General features: G+C 70.6%; 21 protein-coding genes. 12 read left to right on the top strand and 9 right to left on the bottom strand.

Annotation, left to right across the window (positions count from 1 at the left end):
* Window positions 1-59: 59 nt before the first annotated feature.
* The 4 genes from O7620_RS23330 to O7620_RS23315 all read left to right on the top strand — a co-directional run bounded on the left by O7620_RS23330 (window position 60) and on the right by O7620_RS23315 (window position 5,186).
* Complete coding sequence (locus O7620_RS23330; protein WP_278125141.1) at window positions 60-1,937, top strand: M14 family zinc carboxypeptidase; 1,878 nt, start codon at window positions 60-62, stop codon at window positions 1,935-1,937.
* Between the two features lie 351 nt (window positions 1,938-2,288).
* The gene (locus O7620_RS23325; protein WP_278125139.1) at window positions 2,289-3,218 is read left to right on the top strand and encodes an ABC transporter substrate-binding protein; all 930 of its coding nucleotides are present in this window, start codon (window positions 2,289-2,291) and stop codon (window positions 3,216-3,218) included.
* Between the two features lie 76 nt (window positions 3,219-3,294).
* On the top strand, window positions 3,295-4,383 hold the full coding sequence (locus O7620_RS23320; RefSeq protein ID WP_278127121.1) for an iron ABC transporter permease: 1,089 nt from the start codon (window positions 3,295-3,297) through the stop codon (window positions 4,381-4,383).
* A 35-nt stretch (window positions 4,384-4,418) separates the two neighbouring features.
* Complete coding sequence (locus tag O7620_RS23315) at window positions 4,419-5,186, top strand: ABC transporter ATP-binding protein (RefSeq protein ID WP_278127120.1); 768 nt, start codon at window positions 4,419-4,421, stop codon at window positions 5,184-5,186.
* A 300-nt stretch (window positions 5,187-5,486) separates the two neighbouring features.
* Here the strand turns inward: O7620_RS23315 and O7620_RS23310 are convergent, their stop codons facing one another.
* From O7620_RS23310 to O7620_RS23290, 5 genes are all read right to left on the bottom strand, one after another.
* Complete coding sequence (locus O7620_RS23310) at window positions 5,487-6,251, bottom strand: VOC family protein (RefSeq protein WP_278125138.1); 765 nt, start codon at window positions 6,249-6,251, stop codon at window positions 5,487-5,489.
* 95 nt (window positions 6,252-6,346) lie between these two features.
* Window positions 6,347-7,084 (bottom strand): ABC transporter permease, encoded by a 738-nt coding sequence (locus tag O7620_RS23305; RefSeq protein WP_151492860.1) that lies wholly within the window; start codon window positions 7,082-7,084, stop codon window positions 6,347-6,349.
* Between the two features lie 13 nt (window positions 7,085-7,097).
* Window positions 7,098-8,024 carry an ABC transporter ATP-binding protein gene (locus O7620_RS23300; RefSeq protein ID WP_278125135.1) on the bottom strand — a complete coding sequence of 309 codons (927 nt, stop codon included), beginning with the start codon at window positions 8,022-8,024 and terminating at the stop codon, window positions 7,098-7,100.
* On the bottom strand, window positions 8,021-8,332 hold the full coding sequence (locus O7620_RS23295) for a transcriptional regulator (protein ID WP_278125134.1): 312 nt from the start codon (window positions 8,330-8,332) through the stop codon (window positions 8,021-8,023). Before O7620_RS23295 ends, O7620_RS23300 begins: the two co-directional genes overlap by 4 nt.
* Window positions 8,329-8,970, bottom strand: a complete 642-nt coding sequence (locus O7620_RS23290) for a transporter (protein ID WP_278125132.1) — start codon at window positions 8,968-8,970, stop codon at window positions 8,329-8,331. Before O7620_RS23290 ends, O7620_RS23295 begins: the two co-directional genes overlap by 4 nt.
* Before the next feature lie 134 nt (window positions 8,971-9,104).
* Between O7620_RS23290 and O7620_RS23285 the strand changes: the two genes are divergently transcribed.
* From O7620_RS23285 to O7620_RS23270, 4 genes are read left to right on the top strand one after another with little or no spacing between them, the layout of a single operon-like run.
* Entirely contained in the window at window positions 9,105-9,500 is a 396-nt protein-coding gene (locus tag O7620_RS23285) for a type VII secretion target (protein WP_278125131.1), read from the top strand.
* Window positions 9,497-10,423: a WXG100 family type VII secretion target gene (locus tag O7620_RS23280; protein ID WP_278125130.1), complete on the top strand. Its 927-nt coding sequence runs from the start codon at window positions 9,497-9,499 to the stop codon at window positions 10,421-10,423. The genes O7620_RS23285 and O7620_RS23280 overlap by 4 nt, the downstream gene beginning before the upstream one ends.
* A gap of 10 nt (window positions 10,424-10,433) precedes the next feature.
* A complete protein-coding gene (locus tag O7620_RS23275; RefSeq protein ID WP_151492866.1) occupies window positions 10,434-10,772 on the top strand; it encodes a YbaB/EbfC family nucleoid-associated protein in 339 nt (112 codons plus the stop codon).
* Between the two features lie 4 nt (window positions 10,773-10,776).
* Window positions 10,777-11,391 (top strand): hypothetical protein, encoded by a 615-nt coding sequence (locus O7620_RS23270; protein ID WP_278125127.1) that lies wholly within the window; start codon window positions 10,777-10,779, stop codon window positions 11,389-11,391.
* Window positions 11,392-11,417: 26 nt separating this feature from the next.
* Here O7620_RS23270 and O7620_RS23265 read toward each other — a convergent pair whose 3' ends face one another.
* The 3 genes from O7620_RS23265 to O7620_RS23255 all read right to left on the bottom strand — a co-directional run bounded on the left by O7620_RS23265 (window position 11,418) and on the right by O7620_RS23255 (window position 15,805).
* Window positions 11,418-13,694: an AAA family ATPase gene (locus tag O7620_RS23265; RefSeq protein ID WP_278125126.1), complete on the bottom strand. Its 2,277-nt coding sequence runs from the start codon at window positions 13,692-13,694 to the stop codon at window positions 11,418-11,420.
* A gap of 279 nt (window positions 13,695-13,973) precedes the next feature.
* A complete protein-coding gene (locus O7620_RS23260; protein WP_278125125.1) occupies window positions 13,974-14,531 on the bottom strand; it encodes a transposase family protein in 558 nt (185 codons plus the stop codon).
* Between the two features lie 1,079 nt (window positions 14,532-15,610).
* On the bottom strand, window positions 15,611-15,805 hold the full coding sequence (locus O7620_RS23255; RefSeq protein WP_278127244.1) for a hypothetical protein: 195 nt from the start codon (window positions 15,803-15,805) through the stop codon (window positions 15,611-15,613).
* A 223-nt stretch (window positions 15,806-16,028) separates the two neighbouring features.
* Between O7620_RS23255 and O7620_RS23250 the strand changes: the two genes are divergently transcribed.
* Window positions 16,029-16,304 carry a hypothetical protein gene (locus O7620_RS23250; protein WP_278127242.1) on the top strand — a complete coding sequence of 92 codons (276 nt, stop codon included), beginning with the start codon at window positions 16,029-16,031 and terminating at the stop codon, window positions 16,302-16,304.
* An 804-nt stretch (window positions 16,305-17,108) separates the two neighbouring features.
* Here the strand turns inward: O7620_RS23250 and O7620_RS23245 are convergent.
* Window positions 17,109-17,471 carry a transposase gene (locus O7620_RS23245; RefSeq protein ID WP_278127119.1) on the bottom strand — a complete coding sequence of 121 codons (363 nt, stop codon included), beginning with the start codon at window positions 17,469-17,471 and terminating at the stop codon, window positions 17,109-17,111.
* On the opposite strand from O7620_RS23245, the gene O7620_RS23240 reads away from it, so the two are divergent.
* The 3 genes from O7620_RS23240 to O7620_RS23230 are packed head-to-tail and all read left to right on the top strand — an operon-like array spanning window position 17,382 to window position 18,832.
* The gene (locus O7620_RS23240; RefSeq protein ID WP_278127241.1) at window positions 17,382-17,657 is read left to right on the top strand and encodes a hypothetical protein; all 276 of its coding nucleotides are present in this window, start codon (window positions 17,382-17,384) and stop codon (window positions 17,655-17,657) included. The two genes, O7620_RS23245 and O7620_RS23240, sit on opposite strands and share 90 nt — an antisense overlap.
* A 48-nt stretch (window positions 17,658-17,705) precedes the next feature.
* Window positions 17,706-17,924, top strand: coding sequence for a hypothetical protein (locus tag O7620_RS23235; RefSeq protein WP_278127240.1), 219 nt, complete (start codon window positions 17,706-17,708; stop codon window positions 17,922-17,924).
* A 56-nt stretch (window positions 17,925-17,980) separates the two neighbouring features.
* The gene (locus O7620_RS23230) at window positions 17,981-18,832 is read left to right on the top strand and encodes a menaquinone biosynthesis protein (protein ID WP_278125124.1); all 852 of its coding nucleotides are present in this window, start codon (window positions 17,981-17,983) and stop codon (window positions 18,830-18,832) included.
* Window positions 18,833-18,875 lie beyond the last annotated feature (43 nt).

The raw sequence follows: 18,875 nt of genomic DNA, 5'->3' as shown, positions 1-18,875 counted from the left end.
GACAGATGGTGAAGTGTCCTCCACCGAGCGGGATCTCCCGCCGATCGAGGAGGTAGTCCATGGCCCTCCGCACGCCCATCACTCTCCGCCGCGTCCTGGTGCTCGCCGTCGTCACCGGGCTGGGAATCGTCACCGTCGCCACCGGACCGGTCGCCGCCCAGCCGGCGCCGGACCGCACCGCCGAGCCGGCCGCCGCCGGCTACCGGGTGCTCGGACCGCGAACCTCCGCCGACCGCAGCGCGGTGGCCCGCACCGGAGCCGCCATCGACTACTCCGAACACGGCGTTCTGCACGTCTCGGCCACCGCCGGGGAGGCCGCCGCGATCGGCAAGCTCGGCTTCCGGCTGGAACCGCTCGCCCCGCCGCCCAGCGCCGAGCGCGGGGCCGGCGACGTCGGCACGCTGGCGTTCCCGCCCGCCGACTCCAACTACCACGACTACGCGGAGCTGACCGCCGTCGTGAACCAGGCCGTCGCCGACCATCCGGCCATCGCCCGCAAGATCAGCATTGGTACGTCGTACGAGGGTCGGGACCTGATGGCGGTGAAGATCTCCGACAACGTGGGCACTGACGAGAGTGAACCGGAGATCCTGTTCAACGCCCAACAGCACGCCCGCGAGCACCTGACCGTCGAGATGGCGATCTACCTGCTCAACCTCTTCACCGACAGCTACGGCGGCGACTCCCGGATCACCAACATCGTCAACAGCCGGGAGATCTGGATCGTGCCGACGGTCAATCCGGACGGCAGCGAGTACGACATCGCCACCGGGTCGTACCGGTCCTGGCGCAAGAACCGCCAGCCCAACAGCGGTTCGTCCAACGTCGGCACCGACCTGAACCGCAACTGGTCCTACCAGTGGGGCTGCTGCGGCGGTTCGTCCGGCACCACCTCGTCGGAGACCTACCGCGGCCCGTCGGCGTTTTCCGCGCCCGAGACACAGGCGCTGCGTAACTTCGTCAACAGCCGGGTCGTCGGCGGCGCGCAGCAGATCAAGGCGAACATCGACTTCCACACGTACTCGCAGCTGGTGCTCTGGCCCTTCGGCTACACGACCGCCAACAACCCGTCCGGGATGAGCGCGGACCAGTACACCACCTTCGCCACCATCGGCCAGCAGATGGCGGCCACCAACAGCTACACCCCGGAGCAGTCCAGCGACCTCTACATCGCCGACGGCACCAGCATCGACTGGATGTGGGCCACCCACGGCATCTGGGCGTACACCTTCGAGATGTACCCCGGCTCGTCCAGCGGCGGCGGCTTCTACCCGCCCGACGAGGTCATCCCCGCGCAGACCACCCGCAACCGCGAGGCCGTGCTGATGCTCAGCGAGTACGCCGACTGCCCCTACCGGGCCATCGGCAAGCAGGCGCAGTACTGCGGCGGCGGTGGCGGCACCACGGTCTGGTCGGACACCTTCGAGACCGCCACCGGCTGGACCATCAACCCGGCCGGCACCGACACCGCGACCCTCGGGGCGTTCGAGCGGGGTGCCGCCCAGGCGACCACGTCCTCCGGCGCCAAGCAGCTCACCCCGTACGCCGGCGCCAACGACCTGGTCACCGGCCGGCTCGCCGGCTCGGCCGCCGGTGACTACGACGTCGACGGTGGAGTGACGAGCGCCCGTTCCCCGGCGGTGACCCTGCCGTCGTCCGGCACGTTGACCCTCTCGCTGGCCTGGTACCTGGCGCACGGCTCGAACGCCTCGTCGGCGGACTACCTGCGGGTGAGCGTGGTGCACAACGGCGGCACCACCGCACTGCTCACCCAGGCCGGAGCGGCCACCAACCGCGACGGCAGTTGGGCGGTGGCGAACCTCAACCTCACCCCGTACGCCGGCCAGTCCGTCCGCATCCTCGTCGAGGCGGCGGACGCCTCCGGCGCCAGCCTGGTCGAGGCGGCTGTGGACAACGTCACCATCACCTCCTCCTGATCGGGTGGGGCCCCGTTCCGCCCCGGCGGGGCCCCACCCCCCGATCCCGAGCCTCCGGATCCGGGACATATCCGTCGTGTATGGCGGTCCGATCGATCGACCAGAGCTGATCCGCTCTTGATCGATCCGGCACGTCCCGGCGGTGCGCTACCGTCTTACCGACCAGTCCGCAGCGAAGCCGGTGCGAAACCCGGCGCTGTCCCGCAACTGTGATGCCCCGCCCGACGGTGGGGACGAGCCAGGTCGCCTGCGGACCGATCGCGACACGCGCTCTCGAGGAAGGGCGCCTCGTGGGCGGGCGTACGAAAGTCCCTGTCGGCGAAGCACACTCCTCGACCGACAGGAGGACCCATGTCCAGACGTACCCCTCGGCTCTTCGCCACGACCCTCGCGGTCGCCGCACTCGCGCTGGGCGCCTGCGCCGAGAAGGCCGACGACACGCCGAGCGCCGGCACCGCGGCCGCCAGCTACCCCGTGGCGGTCGGTTCGCTCACCCTCGACAAGCGTCCCGAGAAGATCGTGTCGCTGTCGCCCAGCGCCACCGAGATGCTGTTCGCGATCGGCGCCGGCCCGCAGGTGAGCGCGGTCGACGACCAGTCCAACTACCCGGCCGACGCCCCCAAGAGCGACCTGTCCGGCTTCCAGCCCAACGCCGAGGCGATCGCCGGCAAGAACCCCGACCTGGTCGTGCTCTCCAACGACACCAACAAGATCGTCGACCAGCTCAGCAAGCTGAAGATCCCGGTGTACCTGACCCCGGCGGCCACCACGCTCGACGACTCGTACCGGCAGATCACCGAGCTGGGCACGCTGACCGGGCACGCCGACCAGGCCGCCGACGTCACCGGTCGGATGAAGGACGACATCGCCAAGCTGGTCAAGGACCTGCCGCAGCGCACCACGAAGCTCACCTACTACCACGAGCTGGGCCCGGAGCTGTACAGCGCCACCAGCAAGACCTTCATCGGCTCGCTCTACAGCCAGGTCGGCCTCACCAACATCGCCGACCCCGTCGACGCGGACGGCAAGAACGGCGGCTACCCGCAGCTGTCCCAGGAGTTCATCGTCAACGCCAACCCGGACTTCGTCTTCCTGGCCGACTCCAAGTGCTGCCAGCAGAACGCCGACACGGTCAAGGCGCGCAGCGGCTGGGCCGGCCTCACCGCGGTGAAGAACAGCCAGGTGGTCGCACTGGACGACGACATCGCCTCCCGTTGGGGCCCACGGGTCGTCGACCTTCTCCGGGTGATCATCGACGCGGTCGCCAAGGTGCCCGCGTGACCGCGAACCGTCGGTGACCGCGACACCGCCTCCGTCCCGGCGGGCCGGGCTGCGATCCGGCACCCAGCCCGCCGGGCTGCCCGCCGAGGCCCGGCCGGCGGGGTTGCTGGCCGGGTCGCGGCCTGCCGGGTTGCGTAAGCGCTGGCTGGTCGCGGGTGTGGTCGCGGTGTTCGTGGCGTTGATCGCCGGGGTGTCGCTCGGTCCGGTCAGCCTGCCACCGGGCAGCGTCGCCGCCGAACTGCTCAACCTGATCCCCGGCGTGCATCTCGACAGCGGGCTCTCCGAGCGGGAGATCGCCATCGTCACCGAGCTGCGGCTGCCCCGGGTGGTGCTCGGCCTGCTCGTCGGCGGGCTGCTCGCCCTGGCCGGAGGCTGCTACCAGGGCGTGTTCCGCAACCCGCTGGCCGACCCGTACCTGCTCGGCGTCGCCGCCGGCGCCGGCCTCGCCGTCACCGCGGTGATCGCCCTCGGCGGCGTGGGTCGGCAGGGCGCACTCACCGGCCTGCCGGTGAGCATCCCGCTAGCCGCGTTCGCCGGCTCACTGCTCGCCGTGACGATGACGTACGCGCTCGGGGCGGCCGGCGGGCGAAGCCGATCCCCGGCGATGCTGATCCTGGCCGGGGTCGCGGTCTCCGCCTTCCTCTCCGCCGGGCAGACGTACCTGCTGCAACGCAACGCCGACAGCATCCAGCCGGTCTACTCCTGGCTGCTCGGCCGGCTCGCCACCGCCGGCTGGCACGACGTGCTGCTGGTGCTGCCGTACGCCGCGCTGACCACCGTGGTGGTCCTGCTGCACCGCCGAGAACTGGACGTCCTCGCGGTCGGCGACGACGAGGCGAAGAGCCTCGGCCTGCACCCCCAACGCTCCCGCTACCTGCTGATCGCCGCCGCCTCGCTGGGCACCGCCGCAGCGGTCTCCGCGACCGGGCTGATCGGTTTCGTCGGCATCATCGTGCCGCACACCGTCCGGCTGCTCGCCGGATCGAGCTACCGGGTGATCCTGCCGCTGTCGCTGCTGTTCGGCGCCGCGTTCCTGGCCCTGACCGACGTGGTGGCCCGCACCGTGGTCGCACCGGCCGAACTGCCGATCGGGGTGGTCACCGCACTGCTCGGCGGCCCGTTCTTCGTACTCGTGCTGCGCACGGCACGGCGGGTCCTCACGTGAGCGCCGAACCCGTCGTCGACGCCAGCGCCCCGGCCATCGAGGTGCGGGGGCTGCACGTCAGCCTGGACGGCACGCCGATCCTCGCTGGGATCGACCTCACCGTCGCGGCCGGCGAATGGGTCACCGTGATCGGTCCGAACGGCGCCGGCAAATCGACCCTGCTGCGCGCCGTCGGTGGCCTACTGCCCGCGCCGGGCGCCATCACCCTCTTCGGTACGCCGAGCGCCGCCCTGCGTCGACGGGACCGCGCCCGGGTGGTGGCCACGGTGGCGCAGTCCCCGGTCGTACCGCCCGGCATGTCGGTGCTCGACTACGTGCTGCTCGGCCGCACCCCGTACATCCCGCCGCTGGGCCGGGAGTCGGCCGCCGACGTGGCCGCCGCACACGAGGTGCTCGACCGGTTGGATCTGATCGGCTTCCACCGCCGGGAACTGGCCACCCTCTCCGGAGGTGAACGGCAACGGGTCTTCCTCGCCCGCGCGCTGGCCCAGGGTGCGACGCTGCTGCTCCTCGACGAGCCGACCAGCGCACTCGACATCGGCCATCAGCAGGAGGTGCTGGAACTGGTCGACCAGCTGCGTCGCGAGCACGGCCTCACTGTGCTCGCCACCATGCACGACCTCTCCCTGGCCGGCGAGTACGCCGACCGGATGGTGCTGATCGCCGACGGCCGGGTCGTGGCGTCGGGAACACCGCACGAGGTGCTGACCGAGCACCTGCTGGCCACCCACTACCGGGCCAGCGTCCGGGTGGTCCCCGGAGCCCACGGCCCCCTGGTGGTCCCCGTCCGCCCCCGCCCCTAACCCCCACCGCGCCCCCGTCCTCGCCCGCCGCCTTGGCCCCCCCGGGCCCCACATCCAGACCCCCGACCTCGCACCCGCCACTCGGAGTTGATCATGGGGTTGGCGTGCGGCAATCGGGCGAATCCTCCGGTCAACCTCATGATCACCGAGGCTGGCGCAGCAAGATCGCGCTCAATCGTGGAAACAGTGGGGTCCTGGCGTGGGGAGGCCACTCCATCAAGGATCGAGCGCGATCTTGGCGCAGGGGCGCAGGGGCGCAGGGGCGCAGGGGCGCAGGGGCGCGCGGGTCGTCGGGCGGGGCTAGGGGCCTAGGTCGATCACCGAGAAGAGGGCGCCCTGGGGGTCGCGTAGGGCGGCGAAGCGGCCGGACGGGATGTCGCGGGGCGGGACCAGGATCGTGCCGCCCAGTTCGGCGGCACGGGCTGCGGCGGCGTCCGCGTCGGCCACGGCGAAGTACACCGTCCAGTACGCCGGCAGGTCGGCCGGGAAGTCCTCGGCCAGTGGACGCATCATTCCGGCGACGATCCGCGCCCCGAGCCGCCACCCGGTGTACGTCGTTCCGGCGACCGACTGGTCGTCCGGCTGCCAGCCGAACACCAGCTCGTAGAAGACCTTCGCACCTTCGGGGTCGGGGGTGACCAGTTCGTTCCAGCTCATCGCGCCCGGTACGCCGATCGCTTCGGCGCCGGCCATGGTCAGTGGCTGCCAGACGCTGAACGTGGCGCCGGCGGGGTCGGCGAAGACCGCCATCCAGCCTCGGTCGAACACCTCGAACGGCGGCACCACCACCTGTCCGCCGGCCCGTTCGACCCGGCCGGTGACCAGTTCGGCGTCGTCGGTGGCGATGTACGTCGACCAGATCGGCACCTGGTCCGGGATCGCCGGTGGTCCCGCCCCGGCGACCGCCCTGCCGTCGAGCTGGAAGACCGTGTAGCCGCCCGCCTCGGGTTCCGGCATCACCCGGCCGGTCCAGCCGAACAGTTCGGGGTAGAAGCGCCGCGCGGCGGTCAGGTCCGGGGTGGCCAGGTCGGCCCAGCAGGGCGTGCCCGGCGGGACGGTGCTCACGGTCAAGACCCCTCTCGGCGGGCGGCCACGGCGGCCCCCCTGCCCGGAATCCTGGCACCGTCCCGCGTCGGTACGGGGCGGAAACGGACGAATCGTCAGCTGAACCGGCGACCCTCGTCCCGCCGGTACGCCCAGCCGGCGAGCGACGCGAGCAGCACCACCCAGACGCCGAGCATGATCAGGGCCAGCGGCTCGACGCGGTAGTCGCCGACCGCCGACCACATCAGTTCGGCCGCGCCCCGGGTGGGCAGGAACGGTGCGATCGTCTCGATGAACCCGGGTGCCTCACCGGGTGCGGAGAGCAGCCCGCCGCCGAACGCGAGCGGCAGGAAGACGACCTGCGCCACGACGATCGCGGCCTTGCTCGGCAGCGAGTAGCCGATGGCGAGCCCCATCAGCGTGAACGGCACCGAGATGACGGCCACCGTGACGGCGGTCAGCAGGAATGCCGCCGGGGTGATCCGGGCCGCGGTGAGCGTCGCGCCGATGACCACGACCGGGATCAGCGAGAGGTACGTCAGCGCCAGTCCGGCCAGCACCCGGCCCGCGAAGCGGGGTGCCGGGCCGGCCGGCAGGGTCCGGGTGTACGGGTTCCACGGCTGGTCGCGGTCCTCGGCGACGCCGACGCCGTACTGGAAGATGTTGGCGCTCATCACCGAGAAGGTGACCATCGACGCGGTGGCGAAGGTCGCGCCGACCGGATCCTCACCGGCGAACGGCACCACAAAGAAGATCATGGCGGCGGCCGGGAAGAAGGCGCTGCCGAACACGGCCACCGGGATCCGGATGATCTCCAGGAGCTGGTAGCGGGCGTGGACCAGGGCGAGCTGCACGGGGGTCGCCTCCTCAGACGGTGGTGGGTCGGCCGCCGGCGGTGGCGGTGGCGGGTTGACCGTCGGTGGCGGGCTGGCCCTCGCCGGTGATCGCGAGGAACGCCTCCTCCAGCGATGTCGGGCGGACCTCCAGGTCGGTGAAGGTGGTCCCGGTGGTGACCAGCGCCCGGACCAGTTCGTCGGCGTCGGTGGTGAGCAGGTGCAGCCGACCGTCGATCCGTTCGGTGCGGACCACGCCGGGCAGGTCGGGCAGCTCGTCCGCGACGAGACTCACCCGGCGTACGCCGACGATGCCGCGTACCGCGTCGACGGTGTCGTCGGCGAGCACCCGGCCCTGCCCGATCACCACCACCCGGTGGGCCAGCGCCTCCACCTCCTCCAGGTAGTGGCTGCTGAGCAGGACGGTGCCGCCGTCGTCGTGGAACGCGCGGATCGCGTCCCACAGGGTGTGCCGGGCGGCCACGTCCAGGCCGGTGGTCGGTTCGTCGAGCAGCACCAGCCGGGGTCGGCCGACGAACGCCAGGGCCACGGCCAGCCGGCGGCGCTGCCCACCGGAGAGCCCACCGGTCTGCCGCCGGGCCAGGTCGCCGAGGCCGAAACGGTCGAGGAGTTCGCCCCGGGGCACTGGGTCGGGGTAGTGCGCGGAGACGAAGTCGACGACCTCGCCGACGCGCAGCGTGCCCGGCAGGCCGGTCTCCTGCGGGGTGACGCCGATCTGTCGCCGCGACGCCGGGTCGCGGGGGTCGCCCCCGAACAGCTCGACCCGGCCTGAGCTGGGGCGGCGCAGCCCGACCAGCAGGTTCATCAGGGTGCTCTTGCCGGCGCCGTTCGGGCCGAGCAGGCCGACCAGCTCACCGGCCCGGACTTCCAGGTCGACGCGGTCCAGGGCGAGGACGTCGCCGTACCGGCGGCTGGCCTGGTCGGCTCGGGCGAGGGTCATGACTGCTCCTTCGACGGGGTGGGGTCGAGCAGAGTGCGGATGGCTTCGGTGTACTCCTCGAACGCCAGCCGGCCCCGCCGGCTGAGCCGGATCAGCGTGGTCGGGGTACGTCCACGGTGGGTCTTGTTGACCTCCACGTACCCGGCGTCCTCGAGCTTGCGCAGGTGCACGGAAAGGTTGCCGGCGGTCATCCCCAGCAGCTCCTGTAGGCGGGGGAAGGTGATCCGGTCCCCGTCGCCGAGTGCGGAGAGGCTGGCCACGACGCGCAGCCGGGCCTGGGCGTGGATGACCGGGTCGAGGTCGGTCATCGGGCCCGCCGTCGACGCAGGTGGGCGAGCGTGCCGGCGACGAGGATGCCGCCGCCGCCGGCCACCGCGATCACCAGCGAGTGCCAGCCCGGCCCGGCGAACGTGCCGACCACGTTGATCACGCTGATCCACACGCCCAGCCGGAAGAGGTCGCGGTCCAGCCAGATCGCACCGCCGGCCATGTGCAGCGCGCCGGTCAGCCCGACGGCGGTCGCCGACCAGAGCAGTGCCGCCTGGTCGTGGGGCAGGTGCTCGCTGATCCGGCCGAGCCCCGCGTACACGCTCACCGAGCCCAGGGCCCAGGCGCAGCCGTACCAGCGCCCGCGCCGGGCCGAGTCGCCGGTCACCTGGCCGTACGCCCGCGCGCCGGCCACCGCCTGGATCGCCGCGGCGCACAGCAGCAGGACGAAGAGGGCGGTCAGCGGCAGCCAGTCGGGCAGCCGGACGAGCACCCGACCGTCGGGGGAGAAGCGCAGGAAAAACAGCCCGAAGCCGATCAGCCACGCGACGCCCCACGGCCAGTAGAGCACCCGGGAGTCCGGCTCGAGCCGGCGTACCGTCTCTGATCGCTGGTCTTCGATCAACCGGAGCGCGGCCGCGGCGTCGGCCGGCGGCAGGTCGTCGTCGTCGGGGCTCATGCAAACTACTTTAAAATACAAAGTCAACGTCGTGTGCCCCGTGTTCCGCAGGGGGGTCACCGACGGCGGCACGCAGTGCCTATGGTGGGTGGCTGTAGCGGCTGACCCGTCGCACAGGACACAGGGGAGGGTCCGTGTCGAGCCCGAACAGAGAACTGGACGTCCAGCCAGAGGCCCTGATGGCGTTCGCCGCGGCGTCCACCGACCGGGCGGCCCGTTTTCGCGAGCTGCACCGCTCGTTCGGCGACGGTCACGTGCCCCGGCACGCCTTCGGGGTGATGCCCGCGTCCTTCAGCCTCGCCGCGACGTACGCCGAGCAGTTCGAGGCGTGCCTGCAGGGGCTGGCCGACGGCGCCGAGGTGATGGCGGACATCGCCGAGGGGCTCCGTGACACCGCCGGGGCGTACACGGGCACCGACGTGGCCAACACCGACATGTTCGTACCGGGCCGCCCGGCCGCCCCCGATGTCATCGCGCCGGGCCCCTGGTCGCCCGGCACCGGTGGCACGACCGGGCCGGTGCCGGCATGAGCACCGAGGCGTTGCAGCGCAACAAGACCTATTTCGAGCAGATCGTCTCGGGCACCCCCGACCCGTTCAAGCCGCTGTCCAACGCGGTGCTCTGGCCCTTCGAGCAGCTCCTTGAACTGGTCGCGGGCGAGCCGGACGACCTGATGCGCGCGGCGCAACTCTGCCTGGACACCGGCGCGGCGGTCCGCGAGATCGCCGGCGAGCAGATCCAGGACCGGGTCCGGCTGCGCGGCTACTGGACGGGCGACGCCGCCGAGAGCTTCCACGCCTCGATGGCCTCGGTGGAGGAGGCCATCGAGGAGCTGGCCAAGGGATTGGATGGCACCAAGGAGGTGCTGGTCGACGCGGCCAACGCGGCCGTCGACGCGTTCAACCTGCTGGTCGAGCTGATCCTCGAGTTCCTGCTCTGGTTCCTCACCGAGGTGATCATCGCGGCGGTGGCGGCGGCGCTCAGCGCCGGCATCTCGCTCGCGGCGACGGTCGTCCGGGTGCTGGCCAAGCTTGCCACCACCGTCGGCCGGATGGTCAAGATCGTGGCGCGCTTCGCGGAGATCCTGACCAAGCTGGCCACCAAGATGCAGAAGGTCGCCGAGCTGCTGATGAGGTACCGCCGGGCGGTGCTGGAGATCCGCAAGGCGAAGAAGGCGTACCGGGCGTGGAACAAGTCCGGCTGGACCGCCGAGGCGAGGGCCTTCCAGATCGAGAAGTTCAAGACCCTCTTCCCGGGCAAGTTCCTGATCAACCAGGCGTCCCCGGTGAACATCCCCGGCCTCGGAGGTTCCCTCCTGGACACCGGGGTGGGGCTGCACGACGTCTCCGACGGCACCAAGGACCGCAACTATCTGGTGGACGGCACCTACCGCGAGGATCTGGGCCCCTACACCAAGGGCGTGCAGAATGTCTTCGACTCAATCCTGACCTGAGGGGACCGACATGACCTTTCCCGGTCTGGACCGCATCGAGGCGCTGGCCCGCAACCTGGACGGTTGGCAGCGTGAGCTGGCCGGCAAGATGGCCGAGCTGGAGGACAGCAGCGCCGAGGGTGTGAGCGACTCCGGCCTGGTCCGGGTCACCGCGTCGGCGGACGGCACGATCGTCTCGACCGATGTCAACGCCCGGGCCATGCGGTTCGACTCGTACACGCTGGCCGAGGAGTTCACCTCCGCTGCCAAGCGCGCCCAGGAGGCGGCCGCCGCCCGCGTACGCGAACTGGTGGGCGAGGTCATGGCCGACGCGCCTGGCGCGAGTCAGCCCCACCAGGATCGGTACTGAGCCGATGGCGGACCTCAGCTACCCGGAACGGCTCACCCACCTCGTCGAGCCGACTGAGCAGGTGCTCGCCGTAGCGAAGACGGGGATCGCCCAGGGCGTCCTGCCGCCCGACCCGCCCCAACCAGCCGACCCGCAGCGGCCGGACGCACCCGGCGCTGGCGGCGTCGTGGCCGGGGTGCTGCTCAACCTGATCTCGCCGCTGGTCTCCTTCGCGGCGGGAGACCGGCTCGTCGACCGCATCACCTACGGGGTGGCCGGTCGCGGCGCATCCGGCTCGGCGGCGTCCACACTGCAGCACTCCCGCCGGCCGGTGCCGCCTGCGACCACGATCGAGGACACCATCCTCGCCGTCACCGACCAGCGGTTCCTCGTCTGCGCGTCCGGGCCGGTCAAGCTCTGGTCGAGCCGGGCCGACGACGAGCGCGCAGCGGCCGAGACGAGGATCGTCTGGTCGGCTCCCCGCACGGCGGTCGCCGACGCCCGGGTGGGCTGGCACCGGCTCAACCCGAAGCGGCTCCGGGTCGAGTTCACCGACGGGTCGTGGCTGGCCTTCACCGTGCCGATCGCCGAGTCCGGCAAGCCGCTGCGCGAGATCGCCGCCGCCCTGACCAGCCGCTGAGCCGCGTCGCCGGTCGCTGAGCCGCGTCACTCGGCGGCTTCGGCCAGGAGCGGCGAGGGCAGCGGCTCGCTGTGCAGCACCGACAGCCGCGACACGGCTCGGGTGAGCACCACGTACAGCCGGTGCAGCCCGCGCGGTTCGGCCGCGACGATCGCGGCCGGCTCGACCACCACCACGTGGTCGTACTCCAGGCCCTTGACCAGCGTCGCGGGCACCAGGGTGACGCGCTCCGCGGCCGTCACGTCGTCGGCGGTCGCGGTTGCGACACCGGCGGCGGCCAGTGCCGCGCGCAGCCCGTCGACCGCGTCGTCCGCGGCGATCACACCGACCGAGCCGTCGTGCGCGAGCGCCGCGTGCACCTCGGCCACCGTCGCCGAGGTCAGGTCGGTCACCGTACGCACGTCCAGGCCACCGTCACGGCGCAGCGACTCGGCCGGGGGTACGTCCACAGCGAGCGCCGGCAGCAGCAGGTTCGCGAACGCGACCACCGCCGCGGGCACCCGGAAGCCGACCGTCAACGGGACCACCACGGCGTCCGGCTTGCCCAGGTGGGCCAGGGACTCCCGCCAGTCCGTCGCCGCCCACGGCGCGGTGCCCTGCGCCAGGTCACCGAGCAGGGTGACCGAACCGTGCTCGCTGCGCCGGCCGATGGCACGGCACTGCATCGGGGAGAGGTCCTGCGCCTCGTCCACCACCACGTGCCCGAACCCGGAGGGCCGTTCCAGCAGCCCGGCCGCCTCGTCGACCAGCACGGCGTCGGCGGCGGTCCAACGGGTCGCCTTCGCGGTGCGGGCCGGTTTCGCCCAGACCAGCAGCGCCTGCTCGGTGTCGCTGAGCAGGCCGTCCGCCGCCGCGGCGAGACGGGCCGGGTCGGACAGCAGGCCGTACACCAGCCCTTCGGGGGTGAGCGCCGGCCAGACCGCATCCAGGAAGTCGACCACCGGTCGGCACCGGCCCATCCGGCGCAGCCAGGCGTCGCTCGGCGACTCCGCACGCCGCGCCTCGGCCTGCCGTTGCAGCAGGCTCACCACGCGCGCCCGGACCCGCTCCCGGCCGGTGCCGTACGGCAGTCCCTCCCGTCGGGTCTCCTCCACGATCCGGTGCAGCGGCTCCAACCCGATCCGCCACCGGAACGACCCGTCGGACACCGTGATCGACTCGGTCGGCGTGCCGATCTGCGCCTGCACCGCGCGGTGCAGCACGCGCGCCATCCGCGCGTCGTGCTTCAGGGCGGCCACCGCCGGCGCCTCGACCGCCCGGACCGGCACCCGGGAGATCAACTCCTCTACTGTGGCCTGCTCGACCTCGACCTCGCCCAAGGCCGGCAGCACCGCCGCGATGTACGACAGGAACGCTCGATTCGGCCCCACGATCAGCACGCCGGCCCGCCGTAGCCGCTCGCGGTGCAGGTAGAGCAGGTATGCGGCCCGGTGCAGACCGACCGCCGTTTTCCCGGTGCCCGGGGCGCCCTGCACGCAGATCGAGTCGGCCAGGTCTGCCCGGACCAGCTCGTCCTGCTCCGGCTGGATCGTGGCGACGATGTCGCGCATCGGCCCGACACGCGGCCGCTCGATCTCGGCGGTGAGGATCCGGCTGGTCGTGCCCAACTCCTCGCCACGATCCAGCCGCTCATCCTCGAAGCTGGTCAGCACCCCGTTGCTAAACCCGAACCGCCGCCGAACCGCCACCCCCTGCGGATCCCGCGCACTGGCCCGGTAGAACGACCGGGAGACCGGCGCCCGCCAGTCCAGCACCAACGGCTCACCATGCTCATCGGTGACGTGCCGCCGTCCCACGTGATAGCGGTGCCCGTCATGATCGCTGGTGCTGGTGCTGGTGCTGGTGCTGGTGCTGGTGCTGGTGCTGGTGCTGGTGCTGGTGCTGGTGGCTTCGTGGGTCGTGGTCGCGCTGGCCGCGTCCCGGCCGGCTGCTTCCGTGCGGCTTGCCTCCGCGAAGGCTGCTTTCGTGCGGCCTGCCTCCGCGAGGGCTGCTTCCTCGGGGTGCGGGGTTCCGGCGAAGTCGAGGCGGCCGAAGAACAGGGGCGTGGTCGGGTCATCGGCGAGTTCGGCCACCCGGCGGGCCAGCGTGCGGCCGAGGGTCTCCGCGGCGTACGCGTCGCCGGCGACCTGATCACCGGTCGAGAAGAGCGCTTCGGCCCGTTCCCGCATCCGCCGCAGCGCCGCCCGCGACGTGTCCAGGTGTGCGCGCTCGGCGGTCAGATCCGCGTCGAGGCGGGTGCCGTCGGCTGTGGTGCCGTCGGGTGTGGTGTCGTCTGGGTGGGTGTCGAGGTCAAGTGCGGGCATGCTGACGTCCCATCGTTCACACCTGCTGCGCGCTCGCGTGTCCGGGGGCGGATTGGCCGGCCGCCCGGCGCGGGGACGTCCGTTCCGGTGCAGCTCACCTCGGCCGTCAAGCGGGCTGCAACCCTACGCCCTCCCCGCCACCCCTTCCACCGAATTACCACCGCAACCACCCGCGCGTGACGGCGTGGCGCACCCGGAACACTGTCCCGCCCCAACCGCAACCCACCCCACCCACCTCCCTCGCCCGGCGAGGGCGGCGGGTCCGGTGCCGGTGCGGGCTCACGGCCCGGCGTTGTTTGGGAGCGTCCGGTGGTCGTGGTGCGGGTGCCGCGCAGCAGTTTCCCATCGACCGCGACGGCGGGCAGCAGCCCGGTCGGGACGGGCCGGGTCACCGCCCGCAGCGCGGCGCTGCTCGCGTTCCACGGGCTCGTCTTCGGTGGCGGCGATGACCGGGATCGGGACGTCGCCATGGACCACGTCGGCGGCGTATCCGCAGGTCGCTGCGTCGATGGCGTCACCGTCCAGACCGGCCAGGACCCGCCGGAACGTCCGTTCGCTGGGCAGCGTGTACCGGCCGAGCAGCGGGTTGAACCGGGCCCCGTGGCGGTGCAGGACATCCTGCGGGGTCCGCGCCGCCCACTGCCGGATCGCAGTCATCGAGTCGTTTCCCGCTACCAGCGTGGCGCAGGCGGTCAGCACCAGGATCACCAGCAGCGGATGCCGAAGTCCTCGTAACCGCTGCGGGTCGGGCACCTGCCGGAGCCGGTCGAGCAGCGACGACGCCACCGACAACGGGCCAACCCCACCCGGGTCTACCGCGAGTTCGGCTTCCCACAAGGCCAGCTCCGCGAGGTGGTCGACAACAGGGCTGATTGGGGAAGATGACGACACGAGCGCAACTCTTGAAACGATCTTCTGGCGTAAGCACCCGAAAGATCATCAGAAGTTGCGCTCGTCCACAACTACCGCTCTGCTCGATCCCCACCTGGACAGAACACTTCAAGCCCGAACAACGCCGGGGCCGTGGCGGAACCCCTATCGACCACTACAAATACTCGGCATGTCGCGAAACGGGCAAATGGTCAACATGCCTGAGTCCTACCATGCGGATTAGGAAAATGGGGAGCCCAGGCAGCAGCCTCTCCCGTGCGCACCATGGCAGACGCCCCGGAGCTTCCCCTCGCCACCCATGGTGGGCGTGCGAAGGAACGCGTTGATGCGGCGACGGTACGCAGGGTGTCGCCCGATTGTATTCGGGCTATTGCCTCAGCCTTGGTCAGTGGCGATATTAGTTCCTCCACTTTCGAAGCCAGGGCAGCCGCCCTTGACCCGCAATCTTGCATAAGGGTGCCGAAGGCATGAGCTCTTGAAGCCACCAAAGACAACAACGCCTTCTCGCGCGCATGATCGTTAAACCGCGCAGCCCCGTCCCTTATTCTTTTCGACGCTTCAATGTTGGCGCTACCGTCAATTAGCGTCAGAAGTTCTTCCCGCTGCGAACCCGTATTCTCGCGGGCTGCCTTTTCCAGTCATTCCAAAAATTCTGCAACCCGGTATCACTCCCCCGCAGACTTGCCGGTAGCTTCTCGCCGGCATAGATTCGTTGGGACAGCTCCTCCATAGCCATCCTCTTGAGCGTTTCGGCAGTCGGCTTTCCCATAGCTACTCCCATCGCTGGCGCAGGTTCCGTGGCCCCATAGGGAACAATTGGATACAACGGACATCGCGAGCTTGAGGTTCAACCACTCCGTCTGGAGTAGGCACATTCCGGACCAGGGCCATTGCGTAGTCCGTTTGCGCAGATCGGCCCCAGCTGTAGCCCCGTCGTGGCGCTCCCGGTCCGTTGGGCCCGCAGGGCCGCCCAAGCTCCCCGGCTGCACGGCGCACTGCTGGCCCACGAAGGCTGCCGACTACGACTACCGCCTGCTCGACGGCACCCTCATCGAAACCGACCGGATCACCACGCCAGGATCCGCCCCCGGCGGCATCAACGTGATCGAGGTCTTCTTCATTCGGGAGACGCTGGGTGGCTCGGCCACCACGTTCGGACTGGTCAGCGCGGCGTGGTCGGCCGGCATGCTGCCCGGCGCCTGGTTCGCGACCCGACTCACCCGTCGGCTTCGACGTCGTGTGCGGGGACGAGGTGTGCGGCGCCTGCACGTAGCTGAGGGAGTTCTTCGAACACCAGCAGCGAGCGTACGTGCTGCGGGTGGCCTCCACGTTCCTGCTGGACCTCGGTGCCGGTGGCGGTTGACCTGCTGGTCCGCCGCCACCGACGCACCGGCGAGCTGGCGTTTCACTACTGCGACCAACCCGACGGGTAACCGAAGAGCCATGACCCGGCTGATCCGCGCCGCCGGACTACGCTGGTCAGTCGAGGAGGACTTCGAGTTCGGCAAGGACGAGTTCAGCCTCGACCAGTGCCAGGCCCGCCTCTACGGCGCGATCACCCCCGACCAGGCCCCGCCAGTAGGCCCCGGCCAGATCCCCCTGACCGTCCCCGAAACCCGACGACTGACCAGACTCACCCACCAGCCGAAACCACCCCACCACGCAGAACACCGGACCGGCTGGCATACCGCGAAACGAGCAAATGGTTACCTTGGATGATGCCCGCCATAAAAACTAGGGTCAGTATAAAAGGGAGCCCAGACAGCTACTCCCGGGCGCACCATGCCAGACACCCTGGAGCTTCCCCTCGCCACCGATGACGGCGGGCCGTTGAGAGAACTAGTTGCAGCGGCGACGGCATGGGGGGCGGCGGATGTTGCCTGGGCCCGGGTCAGCGGTTTTACAAAATCCGCCTTTTTCGATCTCAGGGCAGCCTTCCTCGACCCGAAGCGTCGGATACGGTCGCCGAAGTGAGTAGCTCTTGTAGCCACCGAAACCAACAATGACTTCTCTTGCGCATGGTCGCGGTAGCGCGCAGTCCCTGCCTTTATTCGTTCGGACGCTTCATGGTCGGCCCTACTGTCAACTATCTCCATACGCTGGTGCCACATCACATACGGAGGCATGCGGACTGCGTTTTCCCACTCGTCCCAAAACTTGTGCAACCCGGTATCACTACCCCGCAGACTTGCCGGTGGGTCTTCATCGGCATAGATTAGCGTGTCTAGCTCCTCCCAAGCCATTCTCTCGAGCGTTTCGGCAGTCGGCTTTCCCATAGCTACTCCCATCGCTGGCGCAGGTTCCGTGGCCCCACAGGGAGCCACTGGATACAACGGACATCGCGAGCTTAAGGTTCAACCCTGATTCTTCGTGGGTCTGGCGTCGATCGATGACCGGCGAGTCTGCATCGTTGGTGGTGGATGTATCGGCTCCGTTGGGTGTGGTTGTGGGCCGGCTGTCGCGCCGGTGGCGTGGTCTCCTGGGGTTCCTCCTGGTCGTTGGGGCGGTGGTGTGGGTGCTCGCTCAGGTGGCGGGCATGGGCATTCGGCGGATGATCTCGATCGCGGTGGCCAGGTCGGTGGCCCAGGGCCAGGTTCGGGGTAGGCGTAGCCCCCGGTAGCGGCGGGCTTGGACCAGGCGTGCGGGGGTCTGGAAGATCTGGTAACGCAGTGTTTTGGGCTCGGCTTTGGCCAGGGCGCCGGTCAGCGCGTAGAGGCGCATCCACGCGGTGAGGTCCACGGCGATGGTGACGGCGGCGCACCCGGCCTTGTTGACCTGCCATTGTTTGGACGGCAGATGCCCGAGGCCGGTGTCCTTGGTGGTGCGTACGTCGTCTTCGACGCGGGCGTGTACGCGGTGACGGGTGTCGGCGCGCTGGACGGACAGGCCGTCCGGGCCGTGGGCGCCGGTGTTGGTGACGAACGCCGAGTACCGGTAGCCGCGCAGGTGTCGAACAGGGTGGCTTGTTCGTGGTCGAACAGCTTGCGCCGGCGCACGATGACCCGCATCGTTTTCGGCCGTTTCAGGCCGGTCAGCCGCTCGCGAAGCAGGTCGGTGATCTCGGTGACCTGAAGGCCCGTCTTCGCGAACCTGCTCACCGCCCGTCGGGTGCCGGAGGCGATGCGCGCCCGTGCGTACGCCAGTTACGGGGCCGCCGTGCAGGGTGGTTCGATGGCCGGGTTCCTGGTCGGTGGGGCGCTGCTCGCGGCCGTGTCGCCCCGGCCGCTGATCGCCGGAACCGGTGCGGCCGGGCTCCTGGTGGTGCTGGCGTTCGTGCCGGTGGTCACCCGGGCCGTGCGGCGGCCGTCGCTGGACCCCGCTGGTGCGGATGCGGGATGAGCCACTTCGCGCCGGCCCGCCGAGCCCGAGCCGGACGCCGGGGATACGGTCGGGGCATGGCTGAGCGCATCGCACGCCCGCGGGTCGGGCACATCCAGTTCCTGAACTGCCTGCCGATCTACTGGGGTCTGATGCGCTCGGGTGCCCTGCTCGACGTGGATCTGCAGAAGGACTCGCCGGACCGGTTGAGTGCCGCGCTCGTCGCCGGTGATCTGGACATCGGCCCGATCACCCTCGTGGAGTACCTGAAGCACGCCGACGAGTTGCTGCTCCTGCCGGACCTGGCGGTGGGCAGCGACGGGCCGGTGCTCTCGGTCAACATCGTGTCCACGAAGCCGCTGGGCGAGCTGGACGGCGCCCGGGTGGCGCTCGGTTCGACGTCGCGTACCGGGGTGCTGCTGGCCCAGCTGCTGCTCGCCGACCAGTACGGTGTGCGGCCCGACTACTTCCGCTGCCCGCCGGACCTGACCCAGATGATGCTGGAGGCCGACGCCGGCGTGCTGATCGGGGACGTGGCGTTGCGGGCGCTGTACGAGGCGCCGCAGCTGGGCCTGACCGTCACCGACCTCGGGCAGGCCTGGCGGGAGTGGACCGGGCTGCCGATGGTCTTCGCCGTCTGGGCGGTACGCCGAGACTTCGCCACCGCCCACCCGGGCCTGGTCAAGGAGGTGCACGAGGCGTTCCTGCGCTCGCGTGACCTCTGCCTGGCCGAGCTGGACCAGGTCGCCGAGGCGGCGGCCCGGTGGGAGACGTTCGACGCCGCGACGCTGGCCACGTACTTCCGGACGCTGGACTTCTCCCTCGGTGACCGGCAGGTCGCCGGGCTGCGGGAGTTCGCCCGCCGCGCCGCCGCGATCGGCGAGACACCGGCGTTGCCCGACGGCGGCCCCGAGTTCTTCGCCGGCTGAGCCGCCGGCGTGCGGCACGCTTGTGCGGCGGGCCGCGCTGCGC

It is taken from the genome of Micromonospora sp. WMMD710 (assembly GCF_029626045.1).
Taxonomy (GTDB): domain Bacteria; phylum Actinomycetota; class Actinomycetes; order Mycobacteriales; family Micromonosporaceae; genus Micromonospora.
The sequence above is the reverse complement of the archived record's forward strand: the minus strand, read 5'-3'. Positions and strand labels throughout refer to the sequence as shown.